25 protein-coding genes and 1 tRNA gene are annotated in these 19,562 nt (G+C 58.0%); 11 read left to right on the top strand and 15 right to left on the bottom strand.

From position 1 onward, the window contains the following. Positions 1-198: 198 nt before the first annotated feature. Positions 199-274, bottom strand: a tRNA-Thr gene (locus tag ACR0DB_RS02825). Positions 275-437: 163 nt separating this feature from the next. Between ACR0DB_RS02825 and ACR0DB_RS02830 the strand changes: the two genes are divergently transcribed. Then, the gene (locus tag ACR0DB_RS02830) at positions 438-1,346 is read left to right on the top strand and encodes a hypothetical protein (RefSeq protein WP_480548755.1); all 909 of its coding nucleotides are present in this window, start codon (positions 438-440) and stop codon (positions 1,344-1,346) included. 48 nt (positions 1,347-1,394) lie between these two features. On the opposite strand, the gene ACR0DB_RS02835 is transcribed toward ACR0DB_RS02830, so the two are convergent. After that, entirely contained in the window at positions 1,395-1,664 is a 270-nt protein-coding gene (locus ACR0DB_RS02835) for a DUF2312 domain-containing protein (RefSeq protein WP_480548757.1), read from the bottom strand. Between the two features lie 163 nt (positions 1,665-1,827). Between ACR0DB_RS02835 and ACR0DB_RS02840 the strand changes: the two genes are divergently transcribed. Beyond that, a complete protein-coding gene (locus ACR0DB_RS02840) occupies positions 1,828-2,046 on the top strand; it encodes a hypothetical protein (protein ID WP_170770077.1) in 219 nt (72 codons plus the stop codon). A 9-nt stretch (positions 2,047-2,055) separates the two neighbouring features. Here the strand turns inward: ACR0DB_RS02840 and ACR0DB_RS02845 are convergent, their stop codons facing one another. Continuing rightward, positions 2,056-2,271, bottom strand: a complete 216-nt coding sequence (locus ACR0DB_RS02845) for a hypothetical protein (RefSeq protein WP_170770076.1) — start codon at positions 2,269-2,271, stop codon at positions 2,056-2,058. A gap of 244 nt (positions 2,272-2,515) precedes the next feature. On the opposite strand from ACR0DB_RS02845, the gene ACR0DB_RS02850 reads away from it, so the two are divergent. From ACR0DB_RS02850 to ACR0DB_RS02865, 4 genes are read left to right on the top strand one after another with little or no spacing between them, the layout of a single operon-like run. After that, positions 2,516-3,379, top strand: a complete 864-nt coding sequence (locus ACR0DB_RS02850) for an MBL fold metallo-hydrolase (protein WP_170770075.1) — start codon at positions 2,516-2,518, stop codon at positions 3,377-3,379. Positions 3,380-3,401: 22 nt separating this feature from the next. Next, entirely contained in the window at positions 3,402-3,824 is a 423-nt protein-coding gene (locus tag ACR0DB_RS02855) for a YeeE/YedE family protein (RefSeq protein WP_170790449.1), read from the top strand. Further along, positions 3,824-4,255 carry a DUF6691 family protein gene (locus tag ACR0DB_RS02860; protein ID WP_170770073.1) on the top strand — a complete coding sequence of 144 codons (432 nt, stop codon included), beginning with the start codon at positions 3,824-3,826 and terminating at the stop codon, positions 4,253-4,255. Before ACR0DB_RS02855 ends, ACR0DB_RS02860 begins: the two co-directional genes overlap by 1 nt. A gap of 9 nt (positions 4,256-4,264) precedes the next feature. Continuing rightward, positions 4,265-4,696, top strand: a complete 432-nt coding sequence (locus ACR0DB_RS02865) for a protein tyrosine phosphatase family protein (protein ID WP_480548759.1) — start codon at positions 4,265-4,267, stop codon at positions 4,694-4,696. A gap of 9 nt (positions 4,697-4,705) precedes the next feature. Here ACR0DB_RS02865 and ACR0DB_RS02870 read toward each other — a convergent pair whose 3' ends face one another. The 5 genes from ACR0DB_RS02870 to ACR0DB_RS02890 form a co-directional block, all read right to left on the bottom strand. Further along, positions 4,706-5,779, bottom strand: a complete 1,074-nt coding sequence (locus ACR0DB_RS02870) for a FliM/FliN family flagellar motor C-terminal domain-containing protein (protein ID WP_480548761.1) — start codon at positions 5,777-5,779, stop codon at positions 4,706-4,708. 73 nt (positions 5,780-5,852) lie between these two features. Further along, positions 5,853-8,531, bottom strand: coding sequence for an ATP-binding protein (locus tag ACR0DB_RS02875; RefSeq protein WP_480548763.1), 2,679 nt, complete (start codon positions 8,529-8,531; stop codon positions 5,853-5,855). Further along, positions 8,519-8,830, bottom strand: a complete 312-nt coding sequence (locus ACR0DB_RS02880) for a hypothetical protein (RefSeq protein ID WP_170770069.1) — start codon at positions 8,828-8,830, stop codon at positions 8,519-8,521. Before ACR0DB_RS02880 ends, ACR0DB_RS02875 begins: the two co-directional genes overlap by 13 nt. Beyond that, positions 8,827-9,207, bottom strand: a complete 381-nt coding sequence (locus ACR0DB_RS02885; RefSeq protein ID WP_170770068.1) for a response regulator transcription factor — start codon at positions 9,205-9,207, stop codon at positions 8,827-8,829. The genes ACR0DB_RS02880 and ACR0DB_RS02885 overlap by 4 nt, the downstream gene beginning before the upstream one ends. 77 nt (positions 9,208-9,284) lie before the next feature. Further along, positions 9,285-10,580: a helix-turn-helix domain-containing protein gene (locus ACR0DB_RS02890; protein ID WP_480548765.1), complete on the bottom strand. Its 1,296-nt coding sequence runs from the start codon at positions 10,578-10,580 to the stop codon at positions 9,285-9,287. A gap of 177 nt (positions 10,581-10,757) precedes the next feature. Between ACR0DB_RS02890 and ACR0DB_RS02895 the strand changes: the two genes are divergently transcribed. The 4 genes from ACR0DB_RS02895 (at position 10,758) to aat (ending at position 13,984) form a co-directional block, all read left to right on the top strand. Next, positions 10,758-11,294 carry a LuxR C-terminal-related transcriptional regulator gene (locus ACR0DB_RS02895; protein WP_170770066.1) on the top strand — a complete coding sequence of 179 codons (537 nt, stop codon included), beginning with the start codon at positions 10,758-10,760 and terminating at the stop codon, positions 11,292-11,294. A 149-nt stretch (positions 11,295-11,443) separates the two neighbouring features. Continuing rightward, positions 11,444-11,944: an acetyl-CoA carboxylase biotin carboxyl carrier protein gene (gene accB / locus ACR0DB_RS02900; RefSeq protein WP_480548767.1), complete on the top strand. Its 501-nt coding sequence runs from the start codon at positions 11,444-11,446 to the stop codon at positions 11,942-11,944. Positions 11,945-11,953: 9 nt separating this feature from the next. Beyond that, on the top strand, positions 11,954-13,303 hold the full coding sequence (gene accC, locus ACR0DB_RS02905) for an acetyl-CoA carboxylase biotin carboxylase subunit (protein ID WP_170782801.1): 1,350 nt from the start codon (positions 11,954-11,956) through the stop codon (positions 13,301-13,303). A 48-nt stretch (positions 13,304-13,351) separates the two neighbouring features. Beyond that, on the top strand, positions 13,352-13,984 hold the full coding sequence (gene aat / locus ACR0DB_RS02910; protein WP_480548769.1) for a leucyl/phenylalanyl-tRNA--protein transferase: 633 nt from the start codon (positions 13,352-13,354) through the stop codon (positions 13,982-13,984). Here the strand turns inward: aat and ACR0DB_RS02915 are convergent. The 6 genes from ACR0DB_RS02915 to ACR0DB_RS02940 form a co-directional block, all read right to left on the bottom strand. Further along, entirely contained in the window at positions 13,939-14,307 is a 369-nt protein-coding gene (locus ACR0DB_RS02915) for a DUF2155 domain-containing protein (RefSeq protein ID WP_170770062.1), read from the bottom strand. The genes aat and ACR0DB_RS02915 overlap by 46 nt on opposite strands. Next, positions 14,307-14,756: an outer membrane lipid asymmetry maintenance protein MlaD gene (mlaD, locus tag ACR0DB_RS02920; protein WP_170770061.1), complete on the bottom strand. Its 450-nt coding sequence runs from the start codon at positions 14,754-14,756 to the stop codon at positions 14,307-14,309. Before mlaD ends, ACR0DB_RS02915 begins: the two co-directional genes overlap by 1 nt. A 12-nt stretch (positions 14,757-14,768) precedes the next feature. After that, on the bottom strand, positions 14,769-15,152 hold the full coding sequence (locus ACR0DB_RS02925) for an NADH:ubiquinone oxidoreductase subunit NDUFA12 (RefSeq protein WP_170770060.1): 384 nt from the start codon (positions 15,150-15,152) through the stop codon (positions 14,769-14,771). A gap of 79 nt (positions 15,153-15,231) precedes the next feature. Then, complete coding sequence (locus tag ACR0DB_RS02930) at positions 15,232-15,591, bottom strand: RidA family protein (protein ID WP_480548771.1); 360 nt, start codon at positions 15,589-15,591, stop codon at positions 15,232-15,234. A 62-nt stretch (positions 15,592-15,653) separates the two neighbouring features. After that, positions 15,654-16,919: an ATP-dependent Clp protease ATP-binding subunit ClpX gene (gene clpX, locus ACR0DB_RS02935; protein ID WP_170770058.1), complete on the bottom strand. Its 1,266-nt coding sequence runs from the start codon at positions 16,917-16,919 to the stop codon at positions 15,654-15,656. Positions 16,920-17,055: 136 nt separating this feature from the next. Next, positions 17,056-17,688 carry an ATP-dependent Clp protease proteolytic subunit gene (locus ACR0DB_RS02940; RefSeq protein WP_480548773.1) on the bottom strand — a complete coding sequence of 211 codons (633 nt, stop codon included), beginning with the start codon at positions 17,686-17,688 and terminating at the stop codon, positions 17,056-17,058. 320 nt (positions 17,689-18,008) lie between these two features. Here ACR0DB_RS02940 and ACR0DB_RS02945 point away from each other — a divergent pair, with 320 nt between their 5' ends. Next, positions 18,009-18,350 (top strand): ArsR/SmtB family transcription factor, encoded by a 342-nt coding sequence (locus tag ACR0DB_RS02945; RefSeq protein WP_480502735.1) that lies wholly within the window; start codon positions 18,009-18,011, stop codon positions 18,348-18,350. A 7-nt stretch (positions 18,351-18,357) separates the two neighbouring features. On the opposite strand, the gene ACR0DB_RS02950 is transcribed toward ACR0DB_RS02945, so the two are convergent. Next, positions 18,358-19,485 (bottom strand): zinc ABC transporter substrate-binding protein, encoded by a 1,128-nt coding sequence (locus ACR0DB_RS02950; RefSeq protein WP_480548775.1) that lies wholly within the window; start codon positions 19,483-19,485, stop codon positions 18,358-18,360. Positions 19,486-19,562: the final 77 nt, after the last annotated feature.

Raw genomic sequence — 19,562 nt, forward strand, 5'->3', positions numbered from 1 at the left:
CGAACCGCGGACCTACTGATTACAAATTTCCCGAAATCATCCCCTCCATATCAGCTAAGTAACTGATTTTTCTTAGTTTACCCTTCTGAAAAATCGTCCTTTTTTGGACTTATCGGACATTCGGTGGACACAGTTAACGCTAACGTTGGACACAGCCGGCAAAGCACTGAGCGTAAGTCATTGTAATTTAATGTGAAATGGTGCCCCCACACGGACTCGAACCGCGGACCTACTGATTACAAATCAGTTGCTCTACCAGCTGAGCTATAGGGGCACTGGGTGTCGATTACTTTCTCTGCCGCGCGACTGCAAGCCCGAAATTTCACCGCAACTTAGGGAAATTCTTGTTTCGTCGTTGGCGAGGCAAGCGAAGGGTTAGTTGAGGCGGGTTTGACTGCGCGGGTTGCAACCTGTAACCCGACAAACGAGGCAAGAAGATGCAGGGACAAGAGCCGGATATGCAGTTTGCGATCCACGCTGGGGCCGCTTTTACGGATCAGGGGCGGCTGCAAAGGTCGCTTCAGGCGAATGGTGCGTTGCTCAGCGAGTGTGGCGCGCGGTTCTTTGGCCCTCGTCGGTATCGTCAGTATTTCAAACCGAATTTCGGCGGGCCGGATATTCGAACTCTGTCACCTGACGCAATCAAGAAAATGCGACTGGCCTTGCCTGTGGACGCGGCGACCAAGCGTGCCATTTTCCTGAACGACAATTTCGTGGGTGATCAGGGGAATCTTCTGCGCGACGGCCAACTTTATCCCGATGCCGGGCGCAGGATGGCGCTGTTGCAGCAGGCCTTTCCAGAAGAACCTATAAATCTGTATTTCGCCCTTAGAAATCCAGGCAGTTTTATCCCGAAACTGCTGATGGCCCTGCCCGACCCAGATCGCGAAGAGATTCTGCGCACAACAGATCTAAGCTGTCTGAGCTGGATTGGCATGATCGAGGATATTCGTGATCTCGCCCCGGATGTGAAGATTACGCTTTGGTGCAACGAAGACACCCCCCTCATCTGGGGCAATGTTGTGCGCCAAGTCAGCGGGATACCCGAAACCGCAGCCCTGACCGGAGAATATGACCTGATCTTGTCGTTGTTGACTGCAGAGGGGCAAGTTCTGGCGCAGGCAGCCTTGGACACTGAAGCCAACGATCCTGAAGCCCTTCAGGTCCAGTTGTTCCACATTTTTGAGGAACACGCCGAAACGGACAGGCTTGAAGAGGAGCTTGAGCTTCCCGGATGGAACGCAGAAATCGTTGATGCATTCTCGGAGCTGTACGAACAGGACGTAGCTCGGTTGGCAAATATGAGCGGGGTTCAGGTTCTGAGCCCGCGCAACGCGCCCCTCTAGGTATTGAGGGATGGGCAAACGCCGGGTGTGGGCGTTTGCAAAGGGCCTTTAGCTCATGCCAAGCGCTTCTTTGTACATTTCAAGGACCGCCTCTTCCTCGGCGATGTCGTCCTCGTCGCGTTTACGCAGGGCAATGACCTTGCGCATCACCTTGGTGTCGTAGCCGCGGGCCTTGGCTTCGGCCATAACCTCTTTCTGCTGCTCTGCGATGTCTTTTTTCTCGGCATCCAGACGCTCGAACCGCTCGATAAATTGGCGCAGTTCTCCGGCGGTCACGCGGTAATTGGCGGTGGCCTGGTCTTCGGTCATTTCTTCCATCTACGTCTCTCCCAGAGGTTGCGGTCCGGCCGCGGTGGCAGCGGCAATATGCCGGATACATCGCACCCGCCGGCGCCGCAAGCGTTCAATCGCAGGCCGGGCTTGTGCGCCACAATGCGATCCGGTAAGCGCAATGCGCATCAGCAAAAGATTGCGAGGCCAAATGTTCGAACTCATCACCTGGGGCGGAGCCGCCCTGTCGCTTGCCGGTCTCCTGGGGCTGGTCTGGTGTATCCTGCGCGTGATGAAGGCCCGCAAATCGGGCCTGTCTGATGATGAACTGCGCGCCGTTGTTCAGGGGGTTCTGCCGTGGAATCTGGCGTCCCTGTTTTTGTCGGTCCTGGGCCTGATGCTGGTGATCCTGGGAATTTCGTTCAGCTAAACCTGTACGTCAAACTGGCAAGTTGTCGAACTGCGCTTCCATTGCATCTTCGCAAAGGGCCGCATCCAGGCGACGCAGCCGCGATGGCACGTGAACGCCCTGCTGGCGCATCCGATCGATTACCTTTGTAACGCTAGGCTGCAAGGCCAGACGAGTTTCCAAACAGGCACCCTGCAACTTTTCTTCCAGTTGTGCGGCTTCGGAATACAAATTGCTTGTAGACATCGTCATCCTCCCAAATGCTGTCTGACTACACCCATATAGGTAACTGTTTTAAGACTAGCTGATCCACGCCCGCGGTCGCGCATAAACTTGCCGTTACGTAAGGCAAAATCGGCGGCGAATTGCGGAACGGTTAAAGTCTAGTCGATTTCCGGCTAATCTGCCTTGACAGGCATCAAGTCACGCAAGCTTGATTGCGATATATTCCAGACTTACTATATAAAGAGAAAGACAAGCGGAGGGCAAGATGACACCCAAGGTCAAGGCATTTTTCGACACCGATACATTCACGGTGTCCTATCTGGTGCAAGAACCCGAAGGCACAGCCTGCGCGATTATCGACAGCGTTCTGGATTTCGACCATGCCTCGGGTCGCACGAGCACCAGTTCAGCCGACGAGATCATCAGCCATGTCCGCGCCAACGGGCTGAAGGTTGAATGGATTTTGGAAAGTCATGTCCATGCCGACCACCTGTCGGCTGCGCCCTACCTTCAGCAGGAACTGGGTGGGAAAATTGGCATCGGCGACCAGATCGTCACCATTCAGGAAACCTTCGGCAAAATCTTCAACGAAGGGACCGAGTTTCAGCGCGATGGCAGTCAATTCGACGCCCTGTTCCGCCAAGGCGACAGTTTTCACATCGGCCAGATGCGGGGTGATGTCCTGCATACGCCCGGCCACACTCCGGCTTGCATGACCTATGTGATCGGCGATGCGGCTTTTGTCGGCGATACCCTGTTCATGCCCGATTTCGGAACCGCGCGCTGTGACTTTCCCGGTGGGTCCTCGGAGGTCTTGTATGACTCGATTCAAAAGATCCTTTCCCTGCCCGACGAGACTCGGATCTTTGTTGGTCACGACTACAAAGCCCCCGGCCGCGATGAATTCGCGTGGGAAACCACCGTGGGCGAACAAAAGGCGCTGAACGTGCATATCGGTCAGGGCCGCCCGATCGAAGAATTCGTCGAGATGCGGGATGCGCGCGATGCGACCCTGGGAATGCCGCGTCTGATCCTTCCTTCCCTTCAAGTTAACATGCGGGCCGGCCAGATGCCACCAGCGGACGAAAAAGGCGATGTTTTTCTGAAGGTTCCACTGAACAAGCTGTAAAGATCCGTCGAAAGGGCAAACAATGCAAACGGAATGGATTTGGGGATTTGGCGGCGGCCTGATGATCGGGTTGGGCGCTGCCATTTACCTGTTGGGTAACGGTCGCATCATGGGGGCCAGCGGTATTTTAGGCGGGCTGATCGACGGCTCGGACCGTACAAAAGAGCGACTGGCCTTTATCGCAGGACTTGTCGGAATGCCCTTGATTCTCAGCCTGCTTCTATCTCCCGCGCCCGCGACACATCTGACAGGCAACCTCTCGGTCGTCATTATTGCGGGCCTGCTGGTTGGGGTCGGCACTCGGATCGCCAATGGCTGCACGTCGGGGCATGGGGTTTGCGGCATCTCCCGGTTTTCGCTGCGCGGCATCGTGGCGACGGTAATTTATATTGGCGCCGGTGCCGTAATCTTGGTGTTCCTGCGCCACCTGCTGGGGTTGATCTGATGCGTATGGTGATTTCCCTCCTCGCAGGGTCCCTTTTCGGCGCGGGGCTGCTTTTGTCGGGCATGACCGACACCACCAAAGTTCAGGGTTGGTTGGACATTTTCGGAAATTGGGACCCGACGCTGGCCTTTGTGATGGGCGGCGCGATCGTGCCCATGTTCTTTGCCTGGCGACTGGCCGAGCACCGCCGCCCGTTGACTGGCGGGACGTTTCCGGCCCCATCCGCTCCCGAGCTTGACCGCAACCTGATCATCGGCTCGGTTATGTTCGGGATGGGTTGGGGGCTGTCGGGCCTGTGCCCCGGACCGGCCATTGCGTCGATCTCATATGGGGGAGTTGGCGGGATTGTGTTCCTTCTTGCGATGATTGCGGGGATGTATGCGGCCCCTGCGGTGGGGTCGAAACTGGACAGGGCGGCCAACGCGGCCTAATCAAACAGGATGGAGATTCGCCCCATCACCCCCCGCTACGCCGTCTCGCCGCAAATCACGGTCGAGGATGTCCCAGCCATTGTCGATGCAGGTTTCGTGAAGGTTATCTGCAACCGCCCGAATACTGAGGTGCCGGTCGATATGCAGTCTCACGCAATCGGTCAGGCTGTTCGGGCGGCAGGGCTGGAATATGAGGTTCTGGAACTGACCCACCAGACGATGACGCCGGAAAACGTGGCCCGTCAGCGTGACCTTGCCGAAAACTGCACCGGGCCGGTTCTGGCCTATTGCGCCTCTGGCACGCGATGCTCGGTTGTCTGGGCCTTGGGACAATGTGACCGGATGAGCACCGATGACATTCTAGAGGCCACAACCAAGGCGGGTTACGCACTGGAGAACCTGCGCCCGACGCTGGACCAAATTCGCGGCTCGACAGACTGATCTACCGCTTTACCCAAATGCATCCGGGTTGTTTTCCAAACCAGCGAGTTTGGAAATTTCGGCGGCGATCTGATCAGAGTCGTTGAATTCCAGTGTCTCTGCTGTCAGATCGGGCTCCTTTATCGAGGGCTGACCTTCTTGCCTCGCTGTTTCTGCGTGGTGAGGTTGCTCGGTGGCCAACCGGGCTTCCAGAAACTCTTCGGTATTGGCCAGTGCTGGCAGTGGTGCATATTCATTTAGCCGCACTGCTCGCATCCCGCCACATTGGCCCAATCGTCCGACCGCGGCACGGGTGCGATCTATGGTCAGAACCTCGGCCCGATCCAACCGGGAGCCGGTAAGCGGCAATACATCGCCCGCCGAGAGCCCCGACAATGCAGCCAGCGGCAGGTTCATCCGGCAAATCACCGTGTTCAATTCGGCCCGCACAACCCCGGTTGCCTGCTCCAGGCTCGGCCCCGAGGGGTCTTCGGGCACAATTTCAGCATCCGTGCCCGCCCGCTCGGGCAAAAGCAGTGCAATATGGCCCTGACGCAACCCGCCACTCAATTCGACCGTCAGATCAAAGGTCAAATATGCGTCCTCAACCATGGCCAGGGACAACGATCGCATATCAGCAAGACGGGCTTTGAATTCATAACCGGTTAGGCCAGGCTGGCCGCCAGTGGGATCGGCTAAAGCATCGGCGCGACGCAGTGCCTCTTCGACCATTGGCGCGACCATGGCGGCATCCGTGTCTGTGAACGAACGACCGGCAGGAGGGTCAGGCATGACCTCTCCGATCGTTTGCACCTGAAGGATGGCCGATACCACCCCGATATCCATACATACCGCTGCCGCGACCCCATCGGGATCTGAGAAGCGCAACAACAACCAATCGTCGCCTGCAAAATCGCCCAGTACATCCGGAGATCTTGCTGACTGCTTCGCCCCGATGACTGAAAGAGGTAAGTTCAACCGATCCCCCGCGGCGCGGGCAAACCCCAGCCGAAAAGCGCGCAGGGCAGAACGAGGGCCATCCCCCTGCCCTTCTTGCCCGACCGAGAGTTTGCGCGCCAACACCGCGTTGACCGGTTGTGCCATAGCCTAAACCGCCAATTTACTTCATCTTCTCTGGTCTAACCCAGCGGCGGTTACCAATGTCTTTACAAAAACGCTATTGCGCGGCCTGCCGATAGGCCAACGGCACGCGAACGCGGAACGCTGCGCCGCCTTGACCGGGCAAGTAGGTGATCTCTCCGCCAAGGCGCTGCATGATTTCCCGGCAGATCGCCAGACCCAATCCCGCCCCGCCGGCTTTGTCACCGCCGATCCGAGCGAATTTCTCAAACACCATCGACTGCGCCTCGGGAGGAATGCCGCTGCCGTTATCGGTGAAATCGACCACGACTTGTCCCCCTACATCATGGGCGGAAATCGTCAGAACCGGCTCATCCGCGTCGCAATACTTCTGGGCGTTCGTGATCAGATTGATGAAGACCTGCCCCAGACGATCAAGATCGGTATGGAGCGGCAGGCGTTCAGACGCGATTGAACGCCGAACGGTCAAAGTATGGCTTCCTCCGGCCAAAGCGCTGGAAACAGCCCGATCCAGCACGGACCGCAGCGTATCGCCACCCATGTTCAAACTGACCCGGCCGCTTTCCAGAACGCTGAGGTCCAACAAATCGTCCAGCAGCCGCGTCAGACGCAGGGCCTCGTCATGGATGATGGCAGCATAGCGCGTCTGTTCCTGGTCGCTCAGCCCGTCCGTGTCCCGCATGATCTCGGAAAACGCCCGGATCGAGGTCATGGGGGTGCGCAATTCATGGCTGACCTGGCTGAGGAAACTGTCTTTCTGCTCCGAGATTTGGGTCAGCTTGGTATTGGCCTCGCGCAGTTGCCGCGCAGTGCGACTGAGTTCGGCTGACTTCACCTCAAGCTGGCTGGAATATTCCAATAATTGCGCCGATTCGTCGGCCACCGCCAGCAGGTCTTCGACCGAAACCGACGAGCCTCCCACGATCTGACCGATCATCGCGTGGGCCGTCGCCGCCCCGACCGAACCGCTAAGTTCCCGTTCCAGGCGCTCCAGAAAGACAGGCGTCGGTTCGGGCAGGCGCGTGCGGCCACCCTGTTGATGGGCTTCGGCCTGAAAGAATTCCTGCGCGGGACCGGCCCCCAGAATCCGCTGGGTCATGATCATCAGGTCTTCGCTTTGTGCGACCGACCCACTCCAGCCACGCGGGGCAACGGAATGGTCAAACACATTGACGAATTGCGCGCCCTGCAACCGTTCCAGCGGGCTAGGGAAGCTCAGCAGCGAAGCCACGCAGAACGCCACCGTGTTCAACGACAGCGACCACATCACCGCGTGGACCATTGGATCCATGCCCTCGATCCCGAACAGCGCCTGCGGGCGTAACCAGCCCAGCCCGAAAGGTCCGTGCTGCAAGACGCTGTCGGTCATCAGGACACCGCCCATTCCGGGCAGCAACAACGTATATATCCAAAGCAGAAACCCGGTCGTCAGCCCCACAAGCGCGCCCGTCCGCGTGGCCCCTCTCCAGAACAACCCGCCGACCAAAGCGGGTAAGATTTGCGAAATTCCGGCAAAAGCCACCAACCCGATTGACGCAAGCGCCGCTCCTCCTCCTGACAATCGGTAATAATAGTACCCAAACGCCATGATCACTGCGATAGACACGCGTCGCGCCATCAAAACAACGTTGCGCACATCGCCCGAGACGGATCCGCCCCCCTCCTGCGTGCTCAGCCAAATGGGCATAACCACATGGTTCGACACCATAGTCGACAGCGCCATGGCGGTGACGATCACCATGGATGTGGCCGACGAAAATCCTCCGATAAATGACAGCATGGCCAGCCATTCATTGCCCTGCGACAGCGGTACCGTCAGCACAAACAGATCGGGGTTCGAGCCGTCGGGCAACAGGTCAAGCCCGACCACAGCGATCGGCACCACGAACAGGCTCATCAACAGAAGATATAGCGGAAAGGCCCAGGCGGCAGTCCTCAGATGCGCTTCATCTGCGTTCTCGACGACCATGACCTGAAACATGCGGGGCAGACAGACAAAGGCCGCAGCGGACAGAAAGACAAAGGTTGTCCAGCGACCGGCATCGACGTTCCACTGACCTATCTCCGAGGCGTCAATACGGTCCATCATTGGCACGACACCGCCGGCAATGCCCCAGACGACAAAGATGCCCACCGCCAGAAGCGCAAAAAGTTTGACGACGGATTCAACCGCAATTGCAGTGACCACGCCGTGGTGGCGCTCGTTGGCGTCCAGATTTCGCGTTCCAAACAAAATGGCGAAAACAGCCAGCCCTGCCGCAACCCAAAACACGCTTGATCCTTCGCGGTAAAGCCCTGTGGGGTCGGCCTCGGCAAAGATCGAAAAGGACAGAGTGATGGATTGCAGTTGCAGCGCGATATAAGGCGTGCCGCCTAGCACAGCCAGTATGGTCACGCCGATTGCCAGCGTGTTCGACTTGCCATACCGGGACGAGATCAGGTCGGCGATTGACGTCACCCGCTGACTGCGCCCCACCCGCACCAGTTTGCGCAGACCCCACCACCAACTGATCATCACCAGCGTGGGGCCAAGATAGATCGTAACGAATTCCAGCCCCGAGCGGGCAGCATTGCCTACAGCGCCGTAAAAAGTCCAGGCAGTACAATAGATTGACAGAGACAGCGTATAGATCAGAGGTGAGCGCAACCACGCACCCTTGCCTGCCGCCGCCAACCGGTCTGCCGCAAAAGCGACGCCAAACAACAGCACGACATAGCCCAGACAAACAAGGATTAGAACGTTCAGCGTTGCCATTTGTCCGCATCCGATTCGGCGTCATCTCGGCTAGCGCTGCGCCTAGCTGCGAAGCCAAAGATCAAGCTGACCCCGATCAGCAGGCCCCAGCAAAAGAAAATGTAGAACATGGCCGAGGACAGGGGCACACCGTTGTCGCCTTCGGATTCCGGCCACAGCAACGGAATGGCGATCAGCGCAGCCCCCAGAATCGGAAGCAGTCGCGCGGCGTCCATCAGCCGGCGGCGGCGGTAACTCTGGCGTTCCAGAAACAGCGAAGGCCGAACGCCCGGAGGCTGTCGATCCCCGCCGTTGCTCATGATTGCGTGGCCTGAGCGTGCAAGTCGCGTACGGCTGTCAGCACCTCGGCATTGGAAAACGGCTTAGTCATAAAGCGGCTGACCCCAGCGTTTTCAGCCATCTCGCGGTCGCGCGATTGCCCGCGTGCGGTCAGCATCAAAACCGGCAAGCTGCGCATATCGTCCAGTTCGCGCAGGTCACGCAGAATATCCATGCCACTTTTGCCCGGCAACATGACATCAAGAATCACCAGATCAGGCTGTGCGCCCTGGATCACCTCGATCGCGTCCGTCCCTTCCGAGTGCGTTTCGACCTGCCAACCCTCACGCGTCAACAGGAACCGAATGGCCTCGGCAATGTTGGGCTCATCCTCAATCAACAGAACCTTGCGGCTCATTTGTCGTATTCCTCCCCGAGACGGATCATCCATCCACAAACCGTCAGCGCCAGCTTACGCCGTCTGTCGGGAAACTGTCAAAAACCTTCGCTCAGAATCGATGGTTCGCGGCGCGACGCGCAATCATCGTTGGGGCACACCCGGCAACTGGGACCTACACGTGCGACGGCCTGATCACTGGGCTGGCCCTCTTCAACCGACCGGACCAACATGACCGAATGGTAAACAGGCGCATCATCGTAGCCTGCGACCCCTTGCGGCCACGCGTAGGCAAAGCAATCGAACTCGGCAGCCGAGCGACCAAGCTGCACGATCCGGCGACGGATCGGAACCAGAGGGCGATTCAGCGCCTGAAACAGGGGCCAAAGGGGGCAGGCCTCGCCAAATCGGGGCATTGCGAAGCCCGGAACGGATTTGGTGAACAGGATGCTGCCGGATGCATCGCAAATAACCAGCCCTGTCGGTCGCCGCAGCACGCCTTCGGGCAAAGCCGCAAGTCGCCGCAGGACGGTCGCGATATCCACGTTGAATTGAGCAGCCAGTTTCAGCGGGTCTGGCTCTGCACCGTCCAGCACCGCTTTCACCGCGTCCAAAGGCATAGCACGTGCATCGGTTGCATAGACGTCCAGAAACCCGCGGGTCACAGTCCGGGCCGCCGTCGAATCAAAACCGCTCAGGTCCAAGTCTGCAGGGTCCGCACCAGCCTCGATCTCGGGGAAATGATGGTCGTGACGTTCAAAGAACGCCTCAACATCTTCCAGCGGCACCCCGCTCCGATCATCGGTGGTTTCGGTGTCGTCCAGGTAAGCCACCAGCGATTTGGAGCTATCTGCCAACCTCTCCGCATCCTGGTGAAGGTTGCGGTGGAATCGATCCTGCCATTCAGGCTCAATCTCATGTGTTTCAGCCAGAATGGCGGCTGTGGACCGAATCGCGGCGGCGGTCGACAGCACCTCGTGCATCGACGCCGCCAAATGCGGGTCATGGGTCAGACGGTCGGACAGGGTTTCAACGGTGCGTTCCAGCGAAACCACCCGGCGGTGCATCTGCGCCAGAACCCCCGCCCAACCGGGAAACCGCCCAGCAAATTCCTCAAGCGCATCAACCTCAGCCTGCTGACCAACTGCGTCTACCGCAGCCTCACGCAGGGCCGAGATTAGGGTGGCTTCGATCCCCTGCGTCAAGACCGAAGGCTCAACCGACAGAGCCGCCGCAATATCGACCAGCAATTTCCCCCCGATCCGGCGGCGATTATGTTCGATCAGGTTCAGGTAAGAAGCCGAAATACCCACACGGCGCGCCAGTTCGGCCTGACGTAGACCAGCGATCTGACGCCTTTCGCGGATTCGACTTCCTGTCAGCGCGTCCCTCATAGCTGCACTTTCCCTGTCATTGTCCGTGGAATTTTCGGAACTTTTGATATATTTCTATTACTTATAGTCAAATTTTCCCACCATCTTTACAACCTTAACAAAATCACAGGTCAAGCCAGGAACATATTCCCGGCCTTCCCCCTTCTCATCCCACTAAAATCCCGGCACCATAGCGGGATGAGCGACCCCGCCTTCGAATATGCCCCAATCGGCCTTGTCGAGCTGGAGAACCGGATCATCCGACGGTGCAACTTGCAATTCGCCCGCACCTTTGGCGGGGAAGAATTCGAGTACCGCAACATGCCTCTGCTGCACCTTTACCCCTCGGTCGCGGATTGGGAACGGATTGGCGCGCGCAGCCTTCAAGTGATGCGTGACACAGGATATTACACGGACGAACGGGTCATGCGGCGGCGCAATGGCGACCTGTTCTGGTGCCGTGCACGCGGTCGGTCCCTAACGCCGGACGACCCATTCAGGCATGGAATCTGGAGTTTTTCCGACATCTCGGAAGAACGCCCCTTGGTCGAGTTGACCACGCGCGAACGCGAGGTCGCGATCCTGTCCTGCCGTGGCCTGTCAGCCAAGGAAATCGGCGTGGAACTGGGCCTGAGTTACCGCACTATCGAGGCCTACCGTGCCCGGCTGCTGGAGAAATTCGGAGCGCGAAAACTACCGGAATTGGTAGCGAAACTTTCTGGAATGCCGCTCTAGGTTTATTTCCCTACCGAAAACTTAACCAAACCCGGTTCAGACAGGCCGAGACGCGCTTTTCATGGCTGGACGCATAGATTATAACGCTGCGTAATCAGATCAAAGCCCGCAACGCACAGACGGGCCAAGGGGAACCGTCGAGGACACTCATGACAGACACCAAACACGAAGCGGATGTGGCATTCATCAAGGCTCTTGCCGAATTGCTACGCGAAAACGACCTGACCGAGTTGCAGGTCAAACGCGAATATGGCGAAGAAGACAGCCTGAACGTGCGCGTCAGCCGTATGAACCAAGCCGCAGCCGCTCCTGTTCAGGTTGCCGTCCCGGCAGCAGCCCCCGCCGCTGTCCCAGCAGCAGCACCTGCTGCTGCTCCGACCGAAGCCCCTGCGGCAGCCGAAGACCCCGCCAGCCACCCCGGTGCCGTGACCTCGCCCATGGTGGGCACGGTTTACATGCAGCCCGAACCGGGCGCGCCTGCGTTCATCTCGGTCGGTGCATCGGTGTCCGAGGGCGACACGCTGCTGATCGTGGAAGCGATGAAAACCATGAACCACATCCACGCGCCGAAATCCGGCATCATCAAGCGTATTTTGGTGGGCGACGGCGACGCTGTGGAATTCGGCACGCCTCTGGTCATCGTTGAGTAAGGCGGGCCCATGTTCGACAAAATCCTGATTGCCAATCGAGGCGAGATCGCCCTGCGCGTCATCCGCGCCGCGCGCGAGATGGGGATTAAGACGGTCGCCGTGCATTCGACAGCCGACAGCGACGCGATGCATGTGCGCATGGCGGATGAATCGGTTTGCATCGGCCCTCCGCCAAGCCCGCAAAGCTATCTGTCCGTGCCCGCCATCATCTCGGCCTGCGAGATCACCGGCGCACAGGCGATCCATCCCGGCTATGGCTTCCTTTCCGAGAATGCCGAGTTCGTGCAGATCGTAGAAGATCATGGCATAACTTTCATCGGCCCGACCGCCGAACATATCCGCGTCATGGGTGACAAGATCACCGCCAAGGACACGATGAAAGAACTGGGCGTGCCTTGCGTTCCGGGTTCCGACGGCGGCGTCCCCACGCTGGAAGACGCCAAACGTATCGGCGAGGAATTCGGCTATCCCGTCATCATCAAAGCCACCGCCGGCGGCGGCGGACGCGGCATGAAAGTCGCGATGAATGCGGATGAGATGGAAAGCGCCTTCATGACCGCGCGTGCCGAAGGCAAGGCTGCCTTTGGTAATGACGAGGTCTATATCGAAAAATACCTGACCACGCCCCGCCATATCGAGATTCAGGTCTTTGGCGACGGCAAGGGCAATGCCGTCCATCTGGGCGAACGCGATTGTTCCCTGCAGCGCCGCCACCAGAAAGTGTTTGAAGAGGCCCCCGGGCCATGCATCACCCCCGAGGAACGCGCCAAGATCGGCAAGGTCTGCGCGGACGCGGTGGCCAAGATCAACTATATCGGCGCGGGTACAATCGAGTTCCTGTACGAAAACGGCGAGTTCTATTTCATCGAAATGAACACCCGCCTGCAGGTGGAACACCCGGTGACCGAGGGCATTTTCGGCGTCGATCTAGTGCGCGAGCAAATCCGCGTGGCGGCCGGCGAAGACATGTCGTTTGGTCAAGACGATCTGGAGATCAATGGCCACGCCATCGAAGTTCGGATCAACGCGGAAAAGCTGCCCAACTTCTCGCCCTGCCCCGGCAAGATCACAGCGTATCACGCGCCGGGTGGTCTGGGCGTACGGATGGATTCGGCGCTCTATGACGGCTATTCGATCCCGCCCTACTACGACTCGTTGATTGCCAAGCTGATCGTACAGGGCCGCGACCGGGCCGAGGCGCTAGCGCGTCTGGAACGTGCCTTGGGCGAGCTGATCGTGGACGGGATCGACACCACCGTGCCTCTGTTCCACGCCTTGCTGCAAGAGCCTGATCTTCACAGCGGTGACTACAACATCCACTGGCTGGAGCACTGGCTTGCGGAGAACATGGCCGATTAACACAACCCGGTCGAAGGGCCTTGGCCTTTCGACCGCGGGATGTCCTGCATGAGCCTCTCGCCGGAACTTTTGCTACATGGCTATTCCGTCGGCATTTTTCCGATGGCCGAGCACCGCGACGACCCGGAGTTGTTCTGGGTCGATCCCAAGTTTCGCGGCGTGTTTCCGCTGGACGGGTTTCACATTTCTCGCAGTCTGGCGCGGCGGATGCGCAAATGCGGATTCTCGATCAGCATCAATCAAGACTTCGCTTCGGTGGTCGATGGCTGTGCCGACCGCGCAGATACATGGATCAATAGCGAATTGCACCTGCTCTACCAACAGCTTCACCGCTCGGGCCATGCGCATTCGCTGGAGGTGTGGGACGAATCCGCGTTGGTTGGCGGCGTCTATGGCGTGACCCTTGGCGCAGCTTTCTTTGGTGAGAGCATGTTTTCCCGCCGTACGGACGCGTCGAAAATCGCGTTAGCCTATCTGATCGACCGGCTGCGCAGAACCGGGTTTCAGCTGTTTGACACGCAGTTTCTGACGGCGCACTTGGCCTCGCTGGGCGCGATTGAGATACCGCGCGCGCAATATCGGCAGGAACTGGAAGAGGCGATCAACCTTGAGGCGGACTTTGCCACGGCTTTGGATCAATCCGCCGAAGGCGTGATACAACGGATGACCCAGACGTCATAGCGCGCGTGATCCAGGGCGTTCAACGCCGGAGCTGTCGCAATCATCCAACCGTCAAACAGTTGATCCGTCTTGCCATTTTCCCAAATTGTCAGATAGGCAAAAGCATCACCTGTCGGGTTCTCGGCCGGATATCGGCAGTCGCCCAAGGCGACATCCAGACCAAAGATTGCCTCGGTCTGACCATTTTGCATCTGGATATCCACGGTCTGGCCGCTGACTTTGTCCAACCCGCGCAACATCGCGCCCGGCCCGGATTGGACCTTTTGCTGGGCCGAAACGCCCGTTGCGGTCAACAATGCCGCGACAAGGGCTGCGCGTCGCATCAGCTGCCGTCCCCGGCAACGAATTTAACCAGCAAAGAGATCAGGCTGACCGCGCCCTGCGTGTCGGTAACTTCGTCACCCGGCTCAAAATAAAAGGGCGAACCACCAGGCATTACCTCAACGAAGTTGCCGCCCAGCAGCCCTTCGGAGGAAATCACGATCGCGCTGTCATCAGGCACCAGAATGCCGTCCGATATCGAAAAGGTTGTATCTGCGCGGTAGGTATCGGAATTCAGGGTTACCCCCGTCACAGTTCCGATTTTAACCCCGGCAAGGCGCACATCTGTCCCTACGCCCACGCCCTCCAGCGACCGGAACGAGGCCCCCAGTTCGTACCCTGTACCGCCCTGCGACAGGCCGGTGGATTGGCTGGCATAGATGCCAAACGCAACGGCACAGGCTAAAACAGCGCCGCCAACTAGGACTTCGGTTACGTTATAGCTCGACATAAATTGCCTCGTTTATTCGGGGCTCCAGGCCTCGTAATCGGAACGTTCAATCGGGTCCGGGCGGCGCAGCGACCCAGCCGGTGCATATGCCAGCGCCGAGCCCGTCAGGTTTTCCTGATGCGGTTTTTCCCATGATTTATGGGCCAGCGGCTTGTCGGTCGGTGGTTCATCCCACGTGCGGTGCAGCCAACCGTGCCAGTCAGGATCAATGCGGCTGGCTTCGGCCTCACCATTGAAGATCACCCAGCGCTTGCTGTCATCGGCGTTGCGATAAAAGACGTTACCCTGGTCATCTTCGCCAACCTTCTCACCCTTGCGTGCAGTATAAATCTGCGTGTTCAAGGTCGCCCCGTTCCACCAAGTCACGGCTCGCAAGAGATTGTTCAGGATACCCATGGGCTGCCTCCGGCAATTCTGTTTCCGCAGATATGGACCAAAGGCGCGCCAAGGTCCAGTCTCACAAGGATCACACCTGTCATTCCGGCAGATATGCGGCCACTTCGATTTCAATCCGGTATTTCGGGTCGATCAACCCACATTCGATCATCGTTGCCGCCGGTGGGTTCGCGCCGAATGTCTCGCTCAGGATTGGCCAGCAGGGTTCGAACTCGGCCTTGTCAGGCAACATGTACGTCACGCGGACCACGTCAGCAAACCCAGCTCCGGCCTCGGCCAGCGCCTTTTCAATGATCGTCAACGCCGAACGGCACTGCTCGACCACGTCATTGCCTTGCCCGACTGTGCCCGCAACATGGACCCAGCCACCTGCAACAACAGCCCGGCAATATCCGAGTTTGGCTTCAAACTCACCACCGGACGAAATACGTTTGATCATTCCTGCGCCTCACAAGAAAACGGCGCGGAAAACCGCGCCGTATGTGTTTGAAATTAAGCGGTTTACCCGGCTGACGCAGATTCCGCTGCATCCGCATAGATGATGAGCGGTTGCGACTCTGAGGTCACGGCCTCTTCGTTGACCACAACTTCGGTCACGTTTTTAAGACCTGGAAGTTCGAACATCGTATCCAGCAGGATATCTTCCAGGATCGAGCGCAGACCACGTGCCCCGGTTTTCCGTTCGATCGCCTTCTTGGCAATCGCCTTAAGTGCGTCATCGGTAAAGGCCAGCTCGGCATCTTCCAGCTCGAACAGACGCTGGTATTGCTTGACCAGCGCGTTCTTGGGCTTGGTCAGGATCGTAACCAGAGCATCCTCGTCCAGATCCTCAAGCGTTGCCAGAACCGGCAGACGGCCAACGAATTCCGGGATCAAGCCGAATTTCAACAGATCTTCGGGCTCAAGATCTTTGAAAATCTCGCCCACGCCCCGGTCATCATTGTCACGCACATCAGCACCAAAGCCCATGGCCGAACCTTTGCCGCGCTGCGCGATGATCTTGTCCAGACCCGCAAATGCGCCACCGCAGATGAACAGGATATTCGTGGTGTCCACCTGCAGGAATTCCTGCTGCGGATGCTTGCGTCCGCCCTGCGGCGGAACGCTGGCCACTGTGCCTTCCATCAGTTTCAGCAGCGCTTGCTGCACGCCCTCACCCGAAACGTCGCGGGTGATCGAGGGGTTTTCGGACTTGCGCGTGATCTTGTCGACTTCGTCAATATAGACGATGCCGCGTTGCGCACGCTCGACATTGTATTCCGACGCTTGCAGCAGTTTCAGAATGATGTTCTCGACATCCTCGCCCACATACCCGGCTTCGGTCAGGGTCGTCGCATCCGCCATGGTGAAGGGCACATCCAGAATACGCGCCAGCGTCTGGGCCAGCAGCGTCTTGCCGCAGCCGGTCGGGCCGATCAGCAGAATGTTGGACTTCGCCAGCTCAATATCGCTGCCCGCTTTCTGAGCATGGTTTAGACGTTTGTAGTGATTGTGAACCGCAACCGACAGAACGCGCTTGGCGGTGGCCTGACCGATCACGTAATCGTCCAGAACCTCGCAGATATCCTTGGGCGTCGGCACCCCGTCGCTTGACTTCAGGCCGCTGGCCTTGGTCTCTTCGCGGATGATGTCCATGCACAGTTCGACGCATTCGTCACAGATGAATACTGTGGGTCCGGCAATCAGCTTGCGCACCTCATGCTGGCTCTTGCCGCAAAAGCTGCAATAGAGCGTATTTTTGCCGTCGCCGCCTGAATTCGTCGCCATGTTATACCTTTCGGGCTTCGTCTCTGCGGCCCCGCCCGGGGGCCGCGTTTGCCGCTTGTTGGTGCAGCTTAGGCCACCACCGGGGCGGCTACAATCTCAAAAATGTACCCAACGTGGTCAACACGGGCACAGATTCCTAGGCGTCGTCCCCGTCCACTTTTGCACGGTTTTCGACGATTTCGTCGATATGGCCCCATTCTTTTGCTTCTTCCGGGCTCATGAAATTGTCACGGTCCAGCGCCTTTTCAACCGCCTTTTTTGTCTGTCCTGTATGGCGCACGTAAATGTCATACAGACGATCCTTCAGCTTTTGCGTCTCGGCCGCGTGGATCATGATATCGCTGGCCTGACCCTGATAACCACCGCTGGGCTGGTGCACCATGATCCGGCTGTTGGGCAGCGAAAAGCGCATCCCCTTCTCGCCCCCGGCCAGCAGAACCGACCCCATCGAGGCCGCCTGACCGATCACCAATGTCGAACATTTCGGCTTGATATACTGCATTGTGTCGTAGATCGACAAACCGCTGGTCACTACGCCGCCGGGCGAATTAATGTAGATCGAGATTTCCTTGTTCGGGTTCTCGGCCTCAAGATGCAGCAACTGGGCCACGATCAAATGGCTCATCCCGTCATGGATCGGGCCGTTGATGAAAATGATCCGCTCTTTCAGAAGGCGCGAGAAAATATCATAGGCGCGTTCACCACGGCTTGTCTGTTCGACCACCATGGGGACGAGCGTATTCATATAGGTATCAACGGGATCGAACATACGGAACCTGCCTGCTTTGCTATGGATCGGGACAATACCCGAAGAAACGTTACCCGAGTCTTAGTGCTGCCACTGAGGGGCTGCAAGGGGGGCCAAAGACTTCTGTATCTTCTTGTGCAAATGAGATCGTTCGGACTCGAAAAACACGCATCTTGCACAAAGAGCCTCACAATCATGTGCAAGCATCATCCCATCACGTCATTTTGATTCATGCATATGGGGGCAATTGGTCAAAATACAGGCAGACGGCCTCCGCACGGCGGAGATCATTGAAAATCGAAAACACTCGCCCGTCGACCGGGCCCACAAGGAAAATATTAATGGCACTGCCCCAGATTTCACAGGATATGTCACCTCAGAACCTCGAACAGATCGCGGGGAACGCAACGGACGCGTCGAACTTCCTGAAAGCCATTAGCCACGAAGGGCGGCTGATGATCTTGTGCCATTTGGTCTCTGGCGAAAAATCGGTCACCGAACTGGAAGAACTTTTGTCTGCGCGACAAGCCGCAGTGTCCCAACAACTGTCTCGCCTGCGTCTTGAGGGGCTGGTCTCGCCCCGACGCGAGGGCAAGGCGATCTTCTACCGTTTGGCAGATGATCGCCCCCGCCGGATGCTGGAACTTGTCTACGAACTGTTTTGCACCGAAGAAGCGGCCTAAGCGCGGCTCAGGACCCGCTGGCGCAATTCACGTAGCCCTGCGCCATCCCCAATAACATAGCCGAGTAATGATCGGTTCCGGGGGTGACGTCGACGCCAAGCGGGTCCAATTCATAAACTCCGGCCCCAGAACCTTCGATCGCTGTCTCGACAAGGCGCGTGTCGTATTGAGGTTCGGCGAAGGCACATTGGATTGAATCCTCTGCTACCTTCTCTTGCAGCGCGGCCAGTCGCGCAGGCCCAGGGTTGGACGCGTCGCCGAGACTTACGGAGCCAGAGGTTTGCAGTCCAAAGCGGTTTTCGAAATACTGATAGGCGTCGTGGAACGTAATAAACCGGTGATCCTGCATCCCAGCGATTTTTGTAGCGATCTGGGCTTCCAACTCAAGCAGCTCCGCTTTGGCGCGCTCTGCATTTTCCCTGTAAATGGCGGCGTTCTCAGGGTCTGACGTGGCCAGCGCCTCAGCAATGACATGGACCCAAACACGCCCGTTTGCAGGGTCGAGCCAAGCGTGCGGGTCGACGCCTTCATGATCGTGACCATGGTCATCATGGCCTGCGTGCTCGTCATGATCTTCGTCGTGGCCGGCGTGGTCATCATGATCCTCATGCGCCGCGTGCTCAACATCTTTATCATGACCGTCATGACCGTCATGATCGTCATGCCCCGCATGTTCTTCATGATCTTTGTGATCGTCATGCCCGGCGTGATCGTGATCGTCATGTTCTTCGTGTTCATCATGCGAATCGTGGCCCGCATGATCGTCATGATCGTCATGACCATCTGCAACCACGTCGCGGAATTCATACAGCACTGTACCTTCCGCATCCAACAAAGTGACGAGACGCGCGTCGCCAGACAGCGCATCCAGCGGCTTCTCCATCCATGGTGTTAGCTCTTCACCGACCCAGAACACGACATCGGCCGATTGCAGCGCCCGCGCCTCGGATGGGCGCATGGCGTGGTCATGCGGCGAAGATCCGGCCGGGATGATCAACGCGGGCTCTCCAACACCGTTCATGACCTGTGCGACCAACGAATGAACAGGCGCAATATCCGTCGCTACTTTAGGCGGCTCGGCGACCGCCTGACTTGCCAACACTGAACCCACAGCACAAAGAACTGACCGTCGCATATTTACCCTCGAGTGATATGTTATTACATTTCTGGGTCGCTTGATATGCCCGACGTTATAACATATCAAGCCAAAAA

Source organism: Ruegeria sp. AB6, assembly GCF_056542685.1.

Excerpts from the sequence above, each read along its gene's own strand:
- ACR0DB_RS02830 (WP_480548755.1), top strand. The coding sequence starts at position 438 with ATGCAGGGACAAGAGCCGGATATGCAGTTTGCGATCCACGCTGGGGCC.
- ACR0DB_RS02835 (WP_480548757.1), bottom strand. The coding sequence starts at position 1,664 with ATGGAAGAAATGACCGAAGACCAGGCCACCGCCAATTACCGCGTGACC.
- ACR0DB_RS02840 (WP_170770077.1), top strand. The coding sequence starts at position 1,828 with ATGTTCGAACTCATCACCTGGGGCGGAGCCGCCCTGTCGCTTGCCGGT.
- ACR0DB_RS02845 (WP_170770076.1), bottom strand. The coding sequence starts at position 2,271 with ATGTCTACAAGCAATTTGTATTCCGAAGCCGCACAACTGGAAGAAAAG.
- ACR0DB_RS02850 (WP_170770075.1), top strand. The coding sequence starts at position 2,516 with ATGACACCCAAGGTCAAGGCATTTTTCGACACCGATACATTCACGGTG.
- ACR0DB_RS02855 (WP_170790449.1), top strand. The coding sequence starts at position 3,402 with ATGCAAACGGAATGGATTTGGGGATTTGGCGGCGGCCTGATGATCGGG.
- ACR0DB_RS02860 (WP_170770073.1), top strand. The coding sequence starts at position 3,824 with ATGCGTATGGTGATTTCCCTCCTCGCAGGGTCCCTTTTCGGCGCGGGG.
- ACR0DB_RS02865 (WP_480548759.1), top strand. The coding sequence starts at position 4,265 with ATGGAGATTCGCCCCATCACCCCCCGCTACGCCGTCTCGCCGCAAATC.
- ACR0DB_RS02870 (WP_480548761.1), bottom strand. The coding sequence starts at position 5,779 with ATGGCACAACCGGTCAACGCGGTGTTGGCGCGCAAACTCTCGGTCGGG.
- ACR0DB_RS02875 (WP_480548763.1), bottom strand. The coding sequence starts at position 8,531 with ATGGCAACGCTGAACGTTCTAATCCTTGTTTGTCTGGGCTATGTCGTG.
- ACR0DB_RS02880 (WP_170770069.1), bottom strand. The coding sequence starts at position 8,830 with ATGAGCAACGGCGGGGATCGACAGCCTCCGGGCGTTCGGCCTTCGCTG.
- ACR0DB_RS02885 (WP_170770068.1), bottom strand. The coding sequence starts at position 9,207 with ATGAGCCGCAAGGTTCTGTTGATTGAGGATGAGCCCAACATTGCCGAG.
- ACR0DB_RS02890 (WP_480548765.1), bottom strand. The coding sequence starts at position 10,580 with ATGAGGGACGCGCTGACAGGAAGTCGAATCCGCGAAAGGCGTCAGATC.
- ACR0DB_RS02895 (WP_170770066.1), top strand. The coding sequence starts at position 10,758 with ATGAGCGACCCCGCCTTCGAATATGCCCCAATCGGCCTTGTCGAGCTG.
- accB (WP_480548767.1), top strand. The coding sequence starts at position 11,444 with ATGACAGACACCAAACACGAAGCGGATGTGGCATTCATCAAGGCTCTT.
- accC (WP_170782801.1), top strand. The coding sequence starts at position 11,954 with ATGTTCGACAAAATCCTGATTGCCAATCGAGGCGAGATCGCCCTGCGC.
- aat (WP_480548769.1), top strand. The coding sequence starts at position 13,352 with ATGAGCCTCTCGCCGGAACTTTTGCTACATGGCTATTCCGTCGGCATT.
- ACR0DB_RS02915 (WP_170770062.1), bottom strand. The coding sequence starts at position 14,307 with ATGCGACGCGCAGCCCTTGTCGCGGCATTGTTGACCGCAACGGGCGTT.
- mlaD (WP_170770061.1), bottom strand. The coding sequence starts at position 14,756 with ATGTCGAGCTATAACGTAACCGAAGTCCTAGTTGGCGGCGCTGTTTTA.
- ACR0DB_RS02925 (WP_170770060.1), bottom strand. The coding sequence starts at position 15,152 with ATGGGTATCCTGAACAATCTCTTGCGAGCCGTGACTTGGTGGAACGGG.
- ACR0DB_RS02930 (WP_480548771.1), bottom strand. The coding sequence starts at position 15,591 with ATGATCAAACGTATTTCGTCCGGTGGTGAGTTTGAAGCCAAACTCGGA.
- clpX (WP_170770058.1), bottom strand. The coding sequence starts at position 16,919 with ATGGCGACGAATTCAGGCGGCGACGGCAAAAATACGCTCTATTGCAGC.
- ACR0DB_RS02940 (WP_480548773.1), bottom strand. The coding sequence starts at position 17,688 with ATGTTCGATCCCGTTGATACCTATATGAATACGCTCGTCCCCATGGTG.
- ACR0DB_RS02945 (WP_480502735.1), top strand. The coding sequence starts at position 18,009 with ATGGCACTGCCCCAGATTTCACAGGATATGTCACCTCAGAACCTCGAA.
- ACR0DB_RS02950 (WP_480548775.1), bottom strand. The coding sequence starts at position 19,485 with ATGCGACGGTCAGTTCTTTGTGCTGTGGGTTCAGTGTTGGCAAGTCAG.